General features: G+C 46.5%; 10 protein-coding genes. 8 read left to right on the forward strand and 2 right to left on the reverse strand.

Annotation, left to right across the window (positions count from 1 at the left end):
- Positions 1-110: 110 nt before the first annotated feature.
- The gene (locus U1I11_RS04590) at positions 111-1,625 is read left to right on the forward strand and encodes a sensor domain-containing diguanylate cyclase (RefSeq protein ID WP_322904182.1); all 1,515 of its coding nucleotides are present in this window, start codon (positions 111-113) and stop codon (positions 1,623-1,625) included.
- On the opposite strand, the gene U1I11_RS04595 is transcribed toward U1I11_RS04590, so the two are convergent.
- Both U1I11_RS04595 and U1I11_RS04600 read right to left on the reverse strand, forming a co-directional pair.
- Positions 1,622-1,813: a hypothetical protein gene (locus tag U1I11_RS04595; protein WP_322904184.1), complete on the reverse strand. Its 192-nt coding sequence runs from the start codon at positions 1,811-1,813 to the stop codon at positions 1,622-1,624. The genes U1I11_RS04590 and U1I11_RS04595 overlap by 4 nt on opposite strands.
- A gap of 539 nt (positions 1,814-2,352) precedes the next feature.
- A complete protein-coding gene (locus U1I11_RS04600) occupies positions 2,353-4,053 on the reverse strand; it encodes a methyl-accepting chemotaxis protein (protein WP_322904186.1) in 1,701 nt (566 codons plus the stop codon).
- A gap of 421 nt (positions 4,054-4,474) precedes the next feature.
- Between U1I11_RS04600 and U1I11_RS04605 the strand changes: the two genes are divergently transcribed.
- The 7 genes from U1I11_RS04605 to U1I11_RS04635 all read left to right on the forward strand — a co-directional run bounded on the left by U1I11_RS04605 (position 4,475) and on the right by U1I11_RS04635 (position 17,247).
- Positions 4,475-5,827 (forward strand): MATE family efflux transporter, encoded by a 1,353-nt coding sequence (locus U1I11_RS04605; RefSeq protein WP_322904188.1) that lies wholly within the window; start codon positions 4,475-4,477, stop codon positions 5,825-5,827.
- A 438-nt stretch (positions 5,828-6,265) separates the two neighbouring features.
- Positions 6,266-7,366 carry an ATP-binding protein gene (locus tag U1I11_RS04610; protein ID WP_322904191.1) on the forward strand — a complete coding sequence of 367 codons (1,101 nt, stop codon included), beginning with the start codon at positions 6,266-6,268 and terminating at the stop codon, positions 7,364-7,366.
- 72 nt (positions 7,367-7,438) lie between these two features.
- On the forward strand, positions 7,439-10,042 hold the full coding sequence (locus U1I11_RS04615; protein ID WP_322904193.1) for a DUF5682 family protein: 2,604 nt from the start codon (positions 7,439-7,441) through the stop codon (positions 10,040-10,042).
- A 120-nt stretch (positions 10,043-10,162) separates the two neighbouring features.
- Positions 10,163-11,341, forward strand: a complete 1,179-nt coding sequence (locus U1I11_RS04620; RefSeq protein ID WP_322904194.1) for a VWA domain-containing protein — start codon at positions 10,163-10,165, stop codon at positions 11,339-11,341.
- A 193-nt stretch (positions 11,342-11,534) separates the two neighbouring features.
- Positions 11,535-15,095 (forward strand): DUF4132 domain-containing protein, encoded by a 3,561-nt coding sequence (locus tag U1I11_RS04625; RefSeq protein ID WP_322904196.1) that lies wholly within the window; start codon positions 11,535-11,537, stop codon positions 15,093-15,095.
- Positions 15,096-15,119: 24 nt separating this feature from the next.
- Positions 15,120-16,880 carry an SWIM zinc finger family protein gene (locus U1I11_RS04630; RefSeq protein ID WP_322904198.1) on the forward strand — a complete coding sequence of 587 codons (1,761 nt, stop codon included), beginning with the start codon at positions 15,120-15,122 and terminating at the stop codon, positions 16,878-16,880.
- Between the two features lie 97 nt (positions 16,881-16,977).
- The gene (locus U1I11_RS04635) at positions 16,978-17,247 is read left to right on the forward strand and encodes a hypothetical protein (protein WP_322904200.1); all 270 of its coding nucleotides are present in this window, start codon (positions 16,978-16,980) and stop codon (positions 17,245-17,247) included.
- The last annotated feature ends 468 nt before the right edge of the window (positions 17,248-17,715 follow it).

The following is a 17,715-nucleotide window of genomic DNA, read 5'->3' on the forward strand; positions in this document are numbered from 1 at the left end:
AATACAAGATGCGGTTTTTCTCGGAACGCCGAGCCAGAAAATACAAACTGTCGACGTTAACATGTGGCTTGGCTTTTTGTGCTTTTTTCCTTATTCTTGCGGCATGCTTAATGATTAGCTATGTTAGTCAAAAAGAATCTGTAGAGCAGCAAACACTGAAGCTCAACGAGATTCATGCCAAAGAATTAAGCAGAATTGCCCAAACATTAATTTATTCAATGCAGTCTTCGCTTGCGCGTACATCAAAATACATAATGGCTAACCGGGATCAAACAAGCGAACCGGCTGGTCAACAAATGCTGGATTATTTTCGCCAATCGACCAGCTTCTTTAATGCGGTGTTTATTGTAAGTGAAAAAGGTGCAGTCGAGCTCGCTTCACCTGTCAATCTGTATCAGCGCGGTGTGATGCTTACAACGCTGCAAATTGAAACAGCATTGCATAAACGGGAAGGCTATATTTCCAAACCTTATCGGGACAGCAATGGGCGGCTAGTGCTGATGATCAGCTATCCGCTGTATACGGATAATGGGAATTACAGAGGCATTTTGGCAGGCATTTTATATTTGGAGGAATCGAACCGTTTAAGTGAGTTGTTTGGCGAAGGCAGTAAAAAAGAAGACGGCTCTTACTTTTATGTCGTTGATAATGAAGGCAATATCGTCTATCATCCGGTCGCCAAACGGATCGGACGTCATCTGACACCAGCGGACAATCCGATCATTGGCGAATTGAATGATGGCAAAAGCGGTCATCGACTGGTGATGAATTTGGAGCATAAGGAGATGCTAGCTGGTTTTGCTTCTATTCCTGGCATACGTTGGGGCATTATTTTTCAAACACCGGTGTACAATACGACCGTATTTTCGGCGCAACTGATTAAAAGTATGTTGTTTTATTTAGTACCGGTCATTATTTTGCTGTTAATGATCATTTATCAGTTATCACTACGCTTATCTCGCCCGTTAGAGGAATTGGCGGATTATGCTCATAGTATAGCTAGCGAATCAAAAGGTTCTTTTCAGCCTGAACAAAATACGTGGAACTATGAAGCATATGAGCTGCATTATGCGATTATGACATTGGAACAGCAGACCCGTGAAAAAGAACGTAAATTGCAACAAGAAGCGCATTATGATGCTCTGACCGGCGTGCTCAATCGGCGTGCATTACGAGCGATTATGCAAAACTGGATCGACAATCAGTATCCGTTTTCCGTCATCATGCTAGATATCGATTATTTTAAAAAGATTAACGATACGTATGGTCATAAGATGGGAGATGAGATGCTAAAAAGGGTAGCTATATTAATTGAAGCGCAAATTCAAGCCGCCGATTTATGTTTCCGTTACGGTGGGGAAGAATTTGTAATTTTGTTATTTGAAGCGGATTGGGCATTAACGTTACGAATCGGTGAACAGATTAGACGGATGTCGGAGCACGAACCGACTCCATTTGGCGAATCGGTAACGGTATCGCTTGGAATAACATTGTATGATGGGGATAACAGCACGATGGAGGAGCTATTGGAGCGGGCGGATTCCGCCTTATATGATGCAAAAAAAACCGGCAGAAATCGAATTATGGTCTCTGATCCACAGAGCGCCCTTTCTGCCGGAGATTAATGGACAACTGCTGTTTTGATGCGTTTGATCGTCCAATATGGGAAAGTCAACTCACCGCAATCGGTATGAATAATAAAAAAGTTTGGATTATCATGAGTTTCGCAAACGCCAATATACGTTTCGCCGCTAATGAGATGAACATGTAACGGAGTTTGATTATGCATCGCTTCTTGGATGGCTGGTTTCACTTTACATTCTCCTTACTTCATTAGAGTGTACTATTGCTCTAGTTGCTAACGTTTGAATTTTGATAATGTGCGACAAAATTCTACATTTTTCATCAATATTAAACATCACTTCCCTGTTTATTACCCGCTCGATCGGATAATAAACAGGGGTTACTAAATTTTAACTAATTATTTTTACATATAGTTCATACAAATGGGAATTTTTCTGCGATCTACAATGAAAGGCGATTAAATTGCATATGTGTTGCTTGAATGGAGCACGCTCATACGCAATTATACGCTCCTATTTCTTATGCAAATAAGCAGCTTATCTATAAGATAAGCTGCTTATTGAAGTACAGAAATACGGTTATCCAATAGCGATCCAATAGCATGATAATTGGATTACCATATCGATGTATCGTCTAGGACGATAATGACTACTTTATAATGAACATATTCAGATGCGTTCAAGGCTGATTTTAACTTTCAAGCTATGGCATAGGATAAGCAAATACAATGATCGATCATTCATAAACGATTAGTATGGACGTATATGCTCATATTTTACAGTTGGCAACGAGTTGTTGCAGCTGTTCAGCAAGCGTAGACAGATGACGTGCAGAAGCCGCGACATCTTCCATAGTGGACATTTGCTGTTCGCTCGCTGCGTTCATTTCTTCAATGCCAGCGGCAGCCTGCTCGGAAATGGAACTGAGATGTTCCATCGCTTCAGCAATGGAATGAGACTGGTTGTTCGTGTTATGAATCAATTCGCCGACAACAGCAGTTTGCTCAGTTGTGCGCAAGACGGACTGCTGGATCGCTGAAAATGCTTCACTCACCTGCTGGCTGCTATTGACACTTGCTTGTACGCTTTCGACCGATTCGTGAATTTGCTCCACCGCATGACTGCTTTCGGTTTGCACATCGTGGACGAGACGGTTGATCGTGGTCGAAGCTTCGGCAGCACTTTCGGCAAGCTTACGAATTTCGTCAGCGACGACCGCAAAACCGCGCCCGGATTCTCCCGCACGTGCAGCTTCGATCGAAGCATTAAGTGCCAGCAAATTCGTTTGCCGGGCGATTTGCTGAATGGCGGAAGAAGCAAAGCCGATCTGCTCCGACTTTTCATTCAGCTCGGTCAACACGTGCAATGTATGATGAATATCGGTAGACAGCTTTTGGATCGACGTTTGAATATCGGCAACTTCATGCTGCCCGGACTGGGCGGCTTGTTTCATCGTTTCAGTCATCGTTTGCACATTGGAAGCACTGCCGGCAATATCGTTCATCCGATCTGCCATTTGCACGACCGCTGCGCTCACTTGCACAATCGTCTCGGTCTGCGAATAAATACCGTTGGACAACTCACCGGATGAAGACGCAATATGGACGGAGGCGCGTGATGTCTGATCCGCACTTGCGGTCAGTTGTTCAGAGGAGGCAGATAATGTGATTGCGCTCTCGTCGATATTTTTGATCAATCCGCGAATATTAGTTACTAGTGTATTGAATGCAGTCGATACGTTGCCGATTTCATCTTTGGATTGATACGTAGAGTTAACGGTAAAATCTTGTGCGGCAGCACGTGTCATCAGTTCCTGTATATAGCGCAACGGTTTAGTAATGAGGCGAGTGATCCATGTGCCAAATAACAGCGACACCACAATACCAGCAACTAAAATCCCGATCGCCAGCCACAATGCATGTTGAAATGTGCTGTCTGCGAGTGCTTTGTTTTGTTTGGCTTCATTTTGTAAGTTTTGACGTAGCTCGCCAATGTTCTTGTTCAGTTGCACACGGGCATCGCGTACATCGCTATATGCTTGCCGTGTGGCATTGTCGTCGACATCGGCGATCGTTTGTATCATTTTATTTCTGGCGACATCGAAGTTCGCCGCCGATTGTTTAACTTGTTCATAGATGGCTAGATTTTTGGCACTTAAATGACTCTTTTCCAAGATGGCATAATTTTCACCGGTATTGGCAATTGTCGTCTTAATTTTATTAATCACGTCGGTTTGATCTTCATCGAGCGTTTTGCTGTATATGCGTAACAAACGGGTTTCATTTAAACTATAATTTAGCGTAATTTGATTGATGGCAATAATCGGAGTCAAATTTTCGTTATACAGATTGGACGTAGTTGCAGCCATACGATCGGTCGATGTGAAACTGTTTGCTCCTAGAATCGCCATAATAAACACATTAATAGCAATCAGTAAAATGATTTTGGTGCGGACGGATACATTTTTCAAATAGAATCAACTCCAGCTATAGAATATATAGAATAAAAAATAACAATTAATAACGCAGTTCACAAAAAAAGCAATTGCCGCCAAAGGAAGCGTTATTTTTAAAAATGGGATATGGATACAATAGGAGTAACTTAGTAAGCTAACAAAAAATTTTATATGTCGTTATATGTCGGAAGAATGAAGTTTTTTGTTTATAGTAAGTATTAAAAAAATGTAATTATGCAAAGAATGGTTAGAAATGTGAAGTTAATAATTGTAATTTATATATAATAACGGTTTAAAAGTAAATTAAAGGGGATGAAATACGGCTGTGACATTGTTGTGAACGATCGGGAGCAACACAAAGACAGCTTGTTCTAGAACGGCAAATCGTGAAATAATAAAGCGAAATGTTTGTACGATATTGTTAAAGGAGTTACATATGAAAACGAAACAGCATCTGCCTACACATCGCGACTATTTGCTGCTCGGCTTGCCGCTAATCGTATCAACGATTACGACGCCGCTGCTCGGACTAGTCGATACAGCTGTTGTAGGGCATCTATTTGATCCGGCTTATCTTGGCGGAACTGCGATTGGGGCGTTAATTTTTAATACGTTGTACTGGTTGTTTGGCTTTTTGCGTGTGAGTACATCAGGCTTTGCGGCGCAGGCGCGAGGCAAAGACGATCTCGCTACAGGTGCCGCTGATCTGTTGCGCCCGCTGGCGATTGCCCTCGTCATTGGACTTGCTTTTATCGCATTACAGGTGCCGATTTTTAAAGGGGCATTATTGCTCATGCGTCCTGATGCGGAAGTGGCGCATTGGGCAGGCGTGTATTTTCATATTCGAATTTGGGGAGCGCCGATCACATTGCTCAACTATGTATTGATCGGTTGGCTAATGGGCATGTCCCATATTCGCCAGACGCTGATGACGCAAATTTCGATGAATGTGCTGAATATGATACTGGCGATCTGGTTTGCGCAGGTGCTGCATTTTGGGGTGGCAGGTGTGGCGGCGGCGACATTGTTTGCCGAAAGTATTGCGTTGCTGATTGGTATATCGTTTGTATGGCGCTCGCCTTATTTGCAATTGTCGCTTGTACGCTGGCGTGGTTTGTTTGCTTGGCACAGCTTGTTACCGATGTTCCGCGCCAATAGCGATCTGCTTGTGCGTACGATCTGTCTGCTGGCGATGTTTAATATTTTTACCGCGCAAAGCACCGCATTTGGACCGGAACTGCTTGCTGCCAATTCCATTCTGATTCAGCTTCATTATATGATGGCGTATTTTTTTGATGGTTTTGCCAATGCCAGTTCCATCTATGCCGGACGGGCAAAAGGCGCTGAAGATGCCAGCATGTTAAGGCGCAGTTTGCAGCTGGCACGCACATGGACATTGCTGACAGCAATGCTGTTAACATGTATGTACTGGCTTGGACGTGAGCTGTTTGTGCGCCTATTCAGCGACAATGAAGCCGTCATCAGTTTGGCGCTTATTTATAACGGCTGGCTGTTGTTATTCCCACTATGTGCAGGTTTCGGGCTCGTATTTTACGGCATCTTCACCGGCATGACATTAACCGCCCCGGTACGCAATTCGATGTTGCTCGCCTTACTGCTGTACATACTGTCCTGTCTCGTGCTCGTGCCACTGTATGGCAATCACGGGTTGTGGATCAGCTTCCTGCTGTTCGCTGTCGGACGATCTTTGTTTTTGATGATGTATGTGCCGGGGTTGGAGCGAAGGTTTGCACGATCGGTACAGGAACGTGTGGTGTCGGCTGGGTGATGGAGAATAGATGGCAGTTACGGATTGAATGACATAGTGGATCGTTTGCTAGGGTAGAAAATCGTTATTTTTGCACTCATTAATGAGGCTGTCGAGAAAATTCGATAGCCTCTTTGCGTTTTGTTTAGAGAAAACGTGACTTAAAGATTGCATAGGGCATTTCATAGGTGTATTTGCAAGTAAGAAATTCGTTATGATGCAAGCCGCACATATCGCAGTGGGGAATGGCTAGCCAAAACGGTTTGCGTACGCATGTACTATTCAACAACTTCATACACCTAATTTTCAAATAGAACCGTGCACATTAGAGCATCCCCAAGGTCTTTCAGCCTATTTTTGCAGCAAAAACCATCTACAATTCGCTTTACCAAAACAAATATGCTAAAATAACAACAAAAAAGGGAACATATGATCTTGTTATCAAAGGAGAATATGATCATGAATGAGATGATAAAGCCGCCTGCCGAGGTGTTGTACGAGCGGGAATTGCTAGCATTACGCCAAGAAGACAAGGGCAAGCGCCCACCAAACTGGCAGTTGTCGCCGCCATACATACGAGATTTTATGATCGGACGTGCTCAGCCGGCAATGCTGGATGGAGAGCCGATTCCGATTACACGCAAATTTTATGGTAATGATATTTTGATTGAACGAGCGGTTGTAACGCTAGCTGGCAATCGCGGGCTCATGCTCGTCGGTGAACCGGGTACCGCCAAAACGATGCTAAGCGAGCTGTTGTCGGCAGCGATTTCTGGCACTAGCACGAATACGATTCAAGGAACAGCTGGCACTACCGAAGATATGATCAAATATTCGTGGAATTATGCGATGCTGCTTGATCAAGGCCCGTCTGAACAGGCGCTTGTACCTGCGCCGCTTTATTATGGGATGAAGCACGGTGTAGTGACCCGTTTTGAAGAAATGACACGCTGTCCGTCTGAAGCGCAGGACAGTTTGATTAGCATTTTAAGCGATAAAGTGATGAATATTCCAGAGCTGGATGGTGGTGTGCTGTTTGCCAGACCGGGCTTTAATGTGATCGGTACCGCTAATATTCGCGATAAAGGCGTGAACGAGATGAGCAGTGCGCTAAAGCGACGCTTTAATTTTGAGACGGTCAAGCCGATCGGCAATGTGAAAATGGAAGCGCAAATTATCGAAACACAGGCACATCAGCTGCTACTGCATGGCGGTATCGACATTCCGATCGAACGTGAGATTGTGGAGCTGCTAGCGACGACGTTTATGGAACTGCGTACTGGCAAAACGCGCGAAGGATACAAAATCGATATCCCGCAAGCGGTGATGAGCACAGCAGAAGCGGTATCGGTATACGTGCAAAGTGCGATGACATCGTATTATTACGAAGGTGGTAGTGTAACACTTGATCGGTTAGTGCAAAATATGCTGGGCACCGTCGCCAAAGAAGACGAAAAAGACCTGGGCGCACTGAAAACGTATTTTTCGCGAGTCGTCAAAGAGCGTGCTGGACAGGAGCCGCTCTGGTCAGCTTATTATGAAGCGAAAAAATGGATTTGATTGCAAACGATAGCATAATAAGCAAAACAAGCAACTGCCGTCATAACAAACGCAAGGATAGAGGTGAATGGGATGGATCGATTCACTCATTGTGAAGATGAGGCGATAGCGACCGCGGCTCAGCAGCACAAGCAATCATGTCAGAGCCGCTTGTCTGAGCATAATTTGGTAGCTATGGATGAACAGCAATGGCTGGAACATGTATTCCAACATCATGTGTTCAATTTGGATGACAGCGTCGTATATGTGCCGATTCGACATCATAGTCCGGGCTGCTCTTATCATCTGTTGCGCACGATTGCCGATTATCGTCCAGAACTTATTTTGATTGAAGGGCCGGAAATGGGCAACCCGCTCATCGATGTGATTGCTGATCCGACAACACGAACGCCGGTCAGTCTGTATTATACATATGAGCAGGGCGAACAACGTGGGGCGTGTTATTTTCCAATGCTTGCTTATTCACCGGAATATGTCGCTATTTGTGAAGCGGCAAAATTAGGCATCCCGGCAGCGTTTATCGATCTGAATTATCGTTATTCACAAGTTGTAGCTGCTGCGGAGCCGTCTCGTGCAAGTGAACAGCCGCCAGAGCAGACGGCAGCACAGGGTAGCTCCTATCAGGATGAAACGCTGCTGACCGGGTCTTCGTTTATGAACCGGCTATGTGCTGCTTTGCATTGTCGGAACTTTGATGAATTGTGGGATCGCTGGTTTGAAGCGGGCGCAACCGAGGTGGCGACAGCGCAGTATATGGGAGAGTTATTTCTGTATTGCTCGTTATCCAGATGTTGTTATACGGCAGCGCAATTGGAGCATGATGGTACACTGGCACGCGAGCGCCATATGGTACAGCAGATCGCGGCGGCACGTCAGCAATATAGCCGAATTTTGGTCATCACGGGCGGATTTCATACGCTCGGATTGCTAGAGCTGCAAGGGCTACAACGCCTGCGATTGGACGCTGACGCACCGGAGCAGACGGCTAGCACCGCAGCGTCTGTTCCAACACCGTCTGTCATACTATCGCCTCAACAAACTTATCCGCCGCACCAAGCAGATAAGGGTAAGCAGCGTCATGCGCTGACAGAGCAAATTTATCCGATGGTGTACACATTTGAAGAAGCGGATCGGCTAAACGGTTATGCGAGCGGAATGCCATATGTCGCTTATTATGATGAAGTGTGGACGATGATGCAAAAAGGCATCGCTCAGCCGCAGCAGCAAGCATCGCTGCGACTGTTATCGTTATTAATGCGTGAACTGCGCCGCGACGATATGGAAGTGTCCACGAGCGATGCGATTGAAGCCTACAGCATGCTGCAAGGTTTGGCGACGCTACGCGGTAAGCCGGAAGGCAGTGTGTATGAGCTGTTGGACGGGGTGACTTCGTGTTTTATGAAAGGCGAGCAAACGCTAGCAACGGTGAAGCCACTGGAACAGCTACGCAAGTTGCTGACCGGTGATCGGATCGGTGAGGTGGCAAGCAGTCCGTTTGCTGTCCCGATCGTAGAAGATTTTAAAAAGCAGGCAGCCGCTTGCAAATTAAAGCTGCAATTTACCGGACGTCACAAAAAGGTACTCGATCTGTACACACGTCCACACCATCGGCAAATGAGCCGTTTGTTCCACTGTATGACTTTTCTTGGCACCGAGCTGGCGGTGTTTGAGTCGGGACCGGATTGGGTCGCTTATCGAGATACGAACCGGATGCGCGAAACGTGGACGTACACGTATTCCTCTTATACGGAAGCACGTTTGATCGAAAATTCCATCTATGGCGGCACGATTGCGGCAGCAGCGACGAGGCGATTGGAAGCGATCGTGGCAGAGCTGCCAGAACAGCATAGTGGACAAGCGGCTCAGTGGCTGCTGCGGGCGCTGTTAATGGGACTGGAACATAGTGCGGATGGACTGTTGCAACATACACGGCGGGCGTTGCGCCAAGATGGCAGTTTTTTGTCATTGGCACAGGCGCTCACATTGCTGGAACGGATCGTCACCTATCGTCGTTTGCTCGGTTTGGAAAGTGAGATCAGTTTAAAAGAGTTGCTGGAAGAAGCCTATCAACATACGGTGGCAGCGATCGATACGCTTGCGCATGTGCATCCTGACGATCAGCCACAGGTCGTGCAGACGCTGAAGCAACTTCATATGTTGTCCACAGCGACAACCGCGCGTTTTGCCGCTGAACTGCTGTATGATCGTTTGCAGGAATTGCTTGCACGTACCGGATTGCCGCCTGCGTTGGAAGGTGTAGCGGTCGCTATTTTATCGCGTGCCGGTATGTTGCCGTCAGCGGAAATTACGAAGCGTGCGCGCGGGTATATGCGTGGTACACCAGCGCAAATGGCGCATACGGCAGCATATTTGCAAGGCGTGTTCGCTGCGGCAAGGGACGCTTTTTTGTATGATACAGAGCTGCTGAGCGAGCTGAATGAACTGTTGGCACGGCTGTCCCATGAAGATTTTGTACGGATGATTCCAGAGCTGCGGATGGCGTTTACTTTTTTTACACCCGCCGAGACGCGTACGATCGCTACGCGCGCCGCGGGTTTGTTCGGTCAACCGGAGCATGTGTTGGATGCGCCTGCGATTGACGAATCGGTATGGCTACACGCTCACGCAACGGATGCCGCGATTCGGCAGGAACTGGAACGTTGGGGGTTAATATAAAGGGAAGCAAGCGCTGAAAGTATGAATGATCTGATGTTCCATCCGCAAGCGTGCGCAGCATACTTTAGAAGTATGGACTCGATCGGTAACGGTCAACATATACACAAAGGAGGGAACATCATGAACAACCGATCCGAGCATAATAAGGAGGTGACACAAGAGCGGCAGACGCTTAATCGTTGGCGTTTGTTGTTAGGTGAAGCGGCGGAGGAACCGTTATGTCACTCCGCTGCCGGTAAGTATGATACCGACAGCTTTATGTATCAGGAGCTGGATGATGTACTCGGTTATTTGTACGATCGGGAATACGGTGAAACTCAAGGCTACCGGGAACAGGAACGTGGCGGTGGACGCGGTTCATCGCAATTAACGGTACCTGTCTGGCTCGAGCGTGTGCGCCGCTTATTTCCGAAGGAAACGGTGGACATTTTGGAAAAGCAAGCGCTTGATCGCTACGGCTTGAGCGAGATTTTATTTGATAAAAAAGTGCTGGAATCGTTAGAGCCGAATATGGCGCTGCTCAAAAATATTATGCAATTCAAAGGTCGCATGAAAGGCGAGCTATTAAAAAGCGCACGCGACATTGTGAAACAGGTAGTAGAACAACTGCGCCATCAATTGGAGCATGATGTACGAACGAGCATCATCGGCAAGCGCAATCGGTATACCGCCAGCCGTACACGTTCGCTCCGCAATCTGAATTTCAAAAAAACGATTCAACGTAACTTGAAAAATACGGATCGTGAACGACGTCGTTTGGTCATTGATAAGCTGTATTTTGACGGTAATGTAAAGCAGCATAATCGCTGGAATATCGTGATTGCCGTTGATGAGAGCGGCAGTATGCTTGATTCGGTCATTTACAGTGCGGTGATGGCAAGCATCTTTTACCGACTGGAAACGCTGCGGACGCATCTGATTATTTTTGATACCGAAGTGGTCGATCTGAGCGGACGCTTGGAAGACCCGGTTGATCTGCTTATGAATGTGCAGCTTGGTGGCGGTACACATATCGCCAAAGCGCTACGGTATAGCGAAACGTTAATCGACCATCCGGCACGAACGATCGTTGTGCTCGTCAGCGATCTGGAAGAAGGATATCCGATTCAGGGCATGTATGCAGCGTGTAAAGACATTTTGGATGCAGGCAGTCGGCTAATTGTGCTGCCGGCACTTAATTTTGAAGGCACAGCGGTGTATGATCGTATCGCCGCACGCAGACTGACCGATATGGGGGCAAATGTCGCCGCCATTACGCCCAATCGGCTGGCAGAGTGGATTGGTGAGATTATTCGGTAATCGGACTCGGACAGAAGCACAGGAGCTAAAGTGAATAGGCATAAACAGTAGTGTCAACGGCAGTGAGTATGAACAAGTACAGATTGACTTATCGTTGTACATTACACAAACAGCGAGTATGTCTAATACGGGATTAAAACGAGGCAAATGAATAAGATGGACGATAATGATCACGATGACAGGAGGAATTATAATGTCGATTTCGCAAACGATTGATCCGTTGTTAGAACGTTTTGCCGCTAATTTCTCGGATGAGTATTCCAAAACGACCGATCGTAAACAGCAAATTTTGGATTTTGTGACCGGGGTGACTGATCAGCTGCCCGATGTGCTGAAAAGCTCCAATACAAGTGCTTATCGCACGATAGATACGTTGGAAAAGCTTGCGCGAAAAGAGCATAATGACGCTTTTTATCGTGCCGCCTCACTTGTGTTATACGTGTCGAATGACTGGAAACATTACTATTACAATAATTGGTATGTGATGGCAATGATGCTCGGTGACAGTGTGGACAATCTAACCTTGTTAAGCCGCACTACAGCTGCAATCGATGAACAACGCGCTAATGCTGTGCTCGGCTTGCTTGTGCGTTATGCCGGTCATGATGTGATCGAAAAAGCATTGCAATTTTTACTATCCAGTAGCCATTTGCAAGCGCCATCCACCAAACCGAAGCATCAAGGCGATGTGGTAGCACGGCTGGATCATTCCATTCAACTGCTGCTGTTAATACGTTATTACAGCAATCAAGACGAGGCATACATAACTACATTAATCGATAAGCTGCCCCCATTGCTGCAAGCGGTGCTGACAGAGGATCATGACCGGGTAGAACAGCAATTAGACCAAACGTTACGACTGCTTTTATTGACGACGACGCAAAACAAGGACAATGCTAGCGAGCTTGATCTGCAAGACGAATGGTTGCAAGCAAGACGTGTAGCGATTTGGCAGCAGACGTTTCCCGGCGAATCGTTCGACAGTGCTATTGGAAGCATGAGTCGTGAGGAGCGGTACAGTGAGCTTGCTTATGTAAATACAGCATTTTTCTATTTGCTTAAAGTGTACGGTGGCAAGTCACAGCTACTTGCACAATCGAATCGTACGGTCACCGCGATTTTACATGCGATTCGCGCCTTGCATGAATCGTTGCCGCTTGAACTTCGCGAGCTGTTAACCCAGCTCGAAGCACGCAATACGAGCGCTGATGTTGCGCTGGAAGGAATTGTGCCGCTTGATGAACCTTATGAGCTGTTGGAGCTGATTCGATCGCAATTCAGCCGATATGTAGTGTGGGGAGCGATTCGAACGGCAATTACAACTCAGCCAGAGCGTGCACGACGCGCGTATGACATTAGCAGCAGTTCATTTGCAAAAGTATTGATCGTCAAAGTACTCATGGAAGCAGGAGAGATGGAGTCGGATCAAGCGCTGCTGGAACAGTTTGTGTTAGATGCGCTGGAAGACAAATACGAAAGCAATGGCGGTGCGCGCAAGCTGGCTAAATATTTACGCGGCGAATTTAGACTTGACAGCATGCATAGAGATGAACAAGTACGGCTAATGTGGTCGGGTAAAAACAATGATCCAAAGCTATTCAAAATGATGTACGTGCTCTCATATTTGCCGGTTCAATCCGAGCTGATGCGTCGCCTGCTTATGCTAGTAACACAGTCGGATTTATTTACGATCAATGCGCTGTCGAATTTGTATCGGTCACCGTTTTTTAAAGGTAGCCAAGTGCTGGAGCATTATACAAATGACGATGAGATCAATCTGGACAACTTGCTAAGCGCAATGCTGCAACTGCAAGGTCATCTCGAATACCAATACATTTCCATTCCAGAGCCGGAATATAGCGAGATCGTACGTAGTAATATCGATAAAACGTTAGCACAGTACACCAAGTTGCCACTTGATGGACGTACAGTCGTCATGGAAACATTATTATACGAACCGTTGCCATATGAACGATTAGCTCACGTGCTCCGGCTCGGTCTGAGTGACAGCTCTAAACGGATTAGCAATTTTGCACGTGCACAATTTGTCCGTCTGGCAAATGCGGAGCTATACAAACACGTATATTTACACGAAAAGAAAGCAGGCATCAAAGAATTGGTGCTTAATGCTATCCGCAGTTTGCCGGATGCAAGTGCAATTTTTAACGATTTACTGCAACAGGAGAAGTCTGACACCTTCTATGCATTGCTGGAAGTGTTAAGCGAAACGGCGAATCAACGCCCGGAAATTGCACATGCCGCACTAGCGGAGCGGGCGGATAGCAAAAAGCTGAACAGCATCGACTGGCTGCCGGTCGACAAGCTGCCTGAATTGACAAATATGGATGGCGAAAAGCTGGCGAACAATGCGAATCTTAAACGTTATTTGCTGCTGCAATCATTGGATCATAACAGCGCACCAAATGAACATTTGCGTGAGGTGGAGCAGTACGCTTCCCATGCATCGCTGGCTGATCTGTCGGCAGCACTCGTTGAGCTATGGCTACAACACGGCGCACCAGCCAAACAAAAATGGGTGCTGTACTTGGCAGTTATGTTTGGCGATCGCCGTTTGATCGATCTGCTTGGCGGTCAGATGAAGGAGTGGGCGGAAAACAGTCGTGGTGCGATTGCTGCCGAAGCGGTGCGTGTGCTTGCCTATTTATCTGATCCAGCCGCACTTATGGTCATTGACAAACTGTCTCGTACGATCAAAAATCGGCAGGTCAAAACTGCTGCGCTCGACTCGCTACAGCTTGCAGCCGAAAATATGAATTTGACGCCAGAGCAATTGGCAGATCGACTCGTTACTACGCTCGGACTGGATGAACAAGGAGAAATGACGCTTAGCTATGGGGAGCGTACATTTACCGTCAAAGTCGGTATGGACTTACAATTGCGTGTAATTAGTGCGGATACAGGCAAAACGGTGAAAAGTTTACCTGCTCCGACTGCAAAAGATGATGCCGAACTGGCGAAAGCGGCAAAGGCTACATTTAACCGGCTGAAAAAAGACTTGAAAACGATGGTCACTTTGCAATCCCAGCGGCTGGAAGAATCGTTATCGAAGCGCAGACTATGGACGGGTGAACAATGGAAAGCGCTGTTTGTGGGCAATATGATTATGCGTCAGTTTGCGATCGGTCTTATATGGGGAGTGTATGCGGCTGGACAGCTTACCGACACATTCCGTTACATGGAAGATGGAACGTTTAATACGGTAGATGAAGATGAGTATGAATGGACAGATGAGGTGGAGATCGGTCTTGTGCATCCGCTAGAGCTATCGTCAGCACAAATTGCGGCATGGAAACAACAGTTTGCCGATTATGAAGTAGTACAGCCGTTCAAGCAATTGGAACGCCAAACGTACGAGTTACAGGAAGAACAAACTAGCAGGCATGAATGGGAAGCAGTACCGCAAGGTGAATATTCGCCAACCGGTTTTCCGAATGCATTGGAACGCTATGGCTGGTATAAAGGACGCGCTGAAGATGGCGGCTTTTATCGTGAACTGTTCAAGCAATATGATGGCATCGTTGCCGAACTGCAATTTAGCGGTACGAGTATTACGTATTATAGTGAAATGGACGATATTACACTGGAAACGCTGCGGTTTATTCGTACATCTGGCAAAGGGGCATGGCATAAAGGGTATTCCAGCGATACAAGTATAGTTTTAAAAGATGTACCTGCACGTATGTTTAGTGAAACCGTATATGATATTTTGCGTGCAGCCGGGCAGGCGGATTGACGGACGCAGGGGGTGAACGAACCGATGGAGTCGTTTGCGAAGCGGCTGAATATTTTTATCAATAGCTGTACAGAAGATTATTTGATCCGTTATGCCAACAAAGGGCTGTATAATCGTGCCAACAAAGATATTGATAAAGGCACCATTGTACATTATGAATGGAGCGAACAGGCGTCGGTCATATGCACGCTCAGCGATGACCATATCGTTCAACTGTCCGACCGGATCGAACAATGTCATTGCAGCTGCCCTGCCGAGCAATTGTGCAAACATATTTTGATTGCTATTTTGTATGAACAGCGTCACCATTTGCTCGGTTCTGGTTCTGGTTCTGGTTCTGGTTCTGGTTCTGGTTCTGGTTCTGGTTCTGGTTCTGGTTCTGGTTCTGGTTCTGGTTCTGGTTCTGGTTCTGGTTCTGGTTCTGGTTCTGGTTCTCTTTGCGACCGTTTTGTCTGGATGACAGAGATGGAGCTGTCAGAGCTATTGCGCGGCTTTACCCAGTCACAGATTGCCGAAGCGGATTTTCGGCTCGGCTTGTCTGAACGAGTGGAAATTGTGTATGATACACTGTTGACCGTACGTTTATGTGATGCTGGTATCGACGTTTCCTTTCAAAGCGAATCTGCTGATGCTACAACTGCTCTTTGTTCGCTAAAAACAAAAGATGCGCCGCTATACCGACTTGAAGCACTGCTTCGTTATCGGAAACAGCAAGGGATTGATGATCAATTCGTATTGGAACAGCATATGTATACGTTGCCAGATTGTCCGCCAGTGCTGAATGAAGCAAAACAACTGTTTGGTGAATTGCTATTAATCGGGCTGGCAAGAGTGCCGCAGACGATTACCGCACGTCTTGAAACGCTGGCAATTGCAGCTCGCAGTGAAGGCATGCCTAATTTGGAGTTATTGCTGCGTAGTATTCAAGGCGAATTGGAGCTGTTTTTTGCCAGACATGTGCGTTTTCAAATTGCAGTGCTGCGAACGAGGCTGACCGAAGCCTATTTGACATTGGCAGCATGGCAGCAGCCGCTTGGTGCTGCCCAGCGCGCTCGTCTTGCAGGCAACTTTCGCACCAAATATTATCCTGTCTCCCGGCTCGAGCTATACGGGATCGGTGCGGAACCGTGGGAAACAAGCTCTGGCTATCGCGGCATTACGTGTTATTTATATTGCCCGTCAGATAGGCGTATTTACACATATAACGCTACCCGTCCTGTATATTATGAATCGACTAGCTTTAACTATAACGAGCAATATGAGCAGTCTGTGCCCTGGCGTCATGCGCTGACTTTGCAAACATTTAGCCGTGGACAATGGTCGTTTCGGATGGTCAAAATCAATCGTGATTATCGATTATCAACAGCCGAAGTGGGCGCTTTGGAACAGCAGCAGCGTCAGCCTGTAGAAATGCTTGATTTTGGCGAGTATGCGCCGGATACGGAACTGGCTGCTGCTTTATCGCTGAGCGTGCAGCCTTCTTTATTTGGCGAAAATGGCAGGCGGTTGCTAATGCTGTCGATCGCTCAAGTGCAGTCGGTGCAGTTTGATCGTTTATCGCAAACGACACGTATGACCGTGCAGACCGAAGCTGGGGAAGTGGTGGAATTGACATTGCTGGATCATCCGCAATGGCGCCAGCAACTGAAAAGATTAGAGCGGAGCGAGATCATGCGCCAACTCGTTCATTTTCGCGCACTAGTGCAAACGGATGGACGTTTATTATATCCGATTAGTTTTTTGCAGGCGGATCGACTGCTGAATTTGCTGCTAGATCAGTTGTAGGTTAGTTGCAGTTGCATAAACGTCTCCATGCAATGAGTCGTCAATGTACTGGCGACATCGTATCACAATATGTATAAGGTGGAAGGAGAGACGAGCGATGAATCCAGCCGCGCAATTGATGACAGAGCTTGCGACATGGATCGATAGTGTGCTGCTGCGCGGGCTGCGCCAGCTTCATTTGGACGATGTGCCAGCGCTGGAACGAATGGTTCAGTCTGCCGATGCGCTCGGTATGGATACACTAGTTGAACTGCTAACTAGGCAAATGGAACATATTCGCCAGTATGCACTACATCCAGCCGAGCCGGAACAATGGAGCGACAGCTTTTTCCGGTTAGCAGCTTATATCAAAATGGCTAGATTTTAAATGCACAGTTATGTTATACATTCATTCCTACTTCTGTTTCCAGGTAGACGCTTAGACAATGAACAGCAATAAACTCCTACTAAAAGAAAGCGTACCGTTTATAAAATACAGACAGCCGCGCGATAGGGCATACTAATATGCAACACAATAGAGCGGTAGCGTATAGTAACACTGTACAACCAAATGGTAGAAGCTACGACGATAAATCCGTAGCTTCTATATTGTTATAGTGTGATTGTTGGCAATACTAAACTGCATTTTGCACTAGTGTGATTATTGCCAATACTAAACTGCATTTTGCACAATATTTCCTTTGATCGTCAGTCGTAATAAGTCGGATAAATTGTTCCGCTGCATTTACATTAAGCAGCTTACATACTATGTCGAATTGGCTTCATCTTATGAAAAATATACTTGCAGTACCGCATGTTTTCTTGTTTTTATCGACGATCAACGTTTAGATTAAGC

The organism is Paenibacillus campi (assembly GCF_034659835.1).
Taxonomy (GTDB): Bacteria; Bacillota; Bacilli; order Paenibacillales; family Paenibacillaceae; genus Saccharibacillus; species Saccharibacillus campi.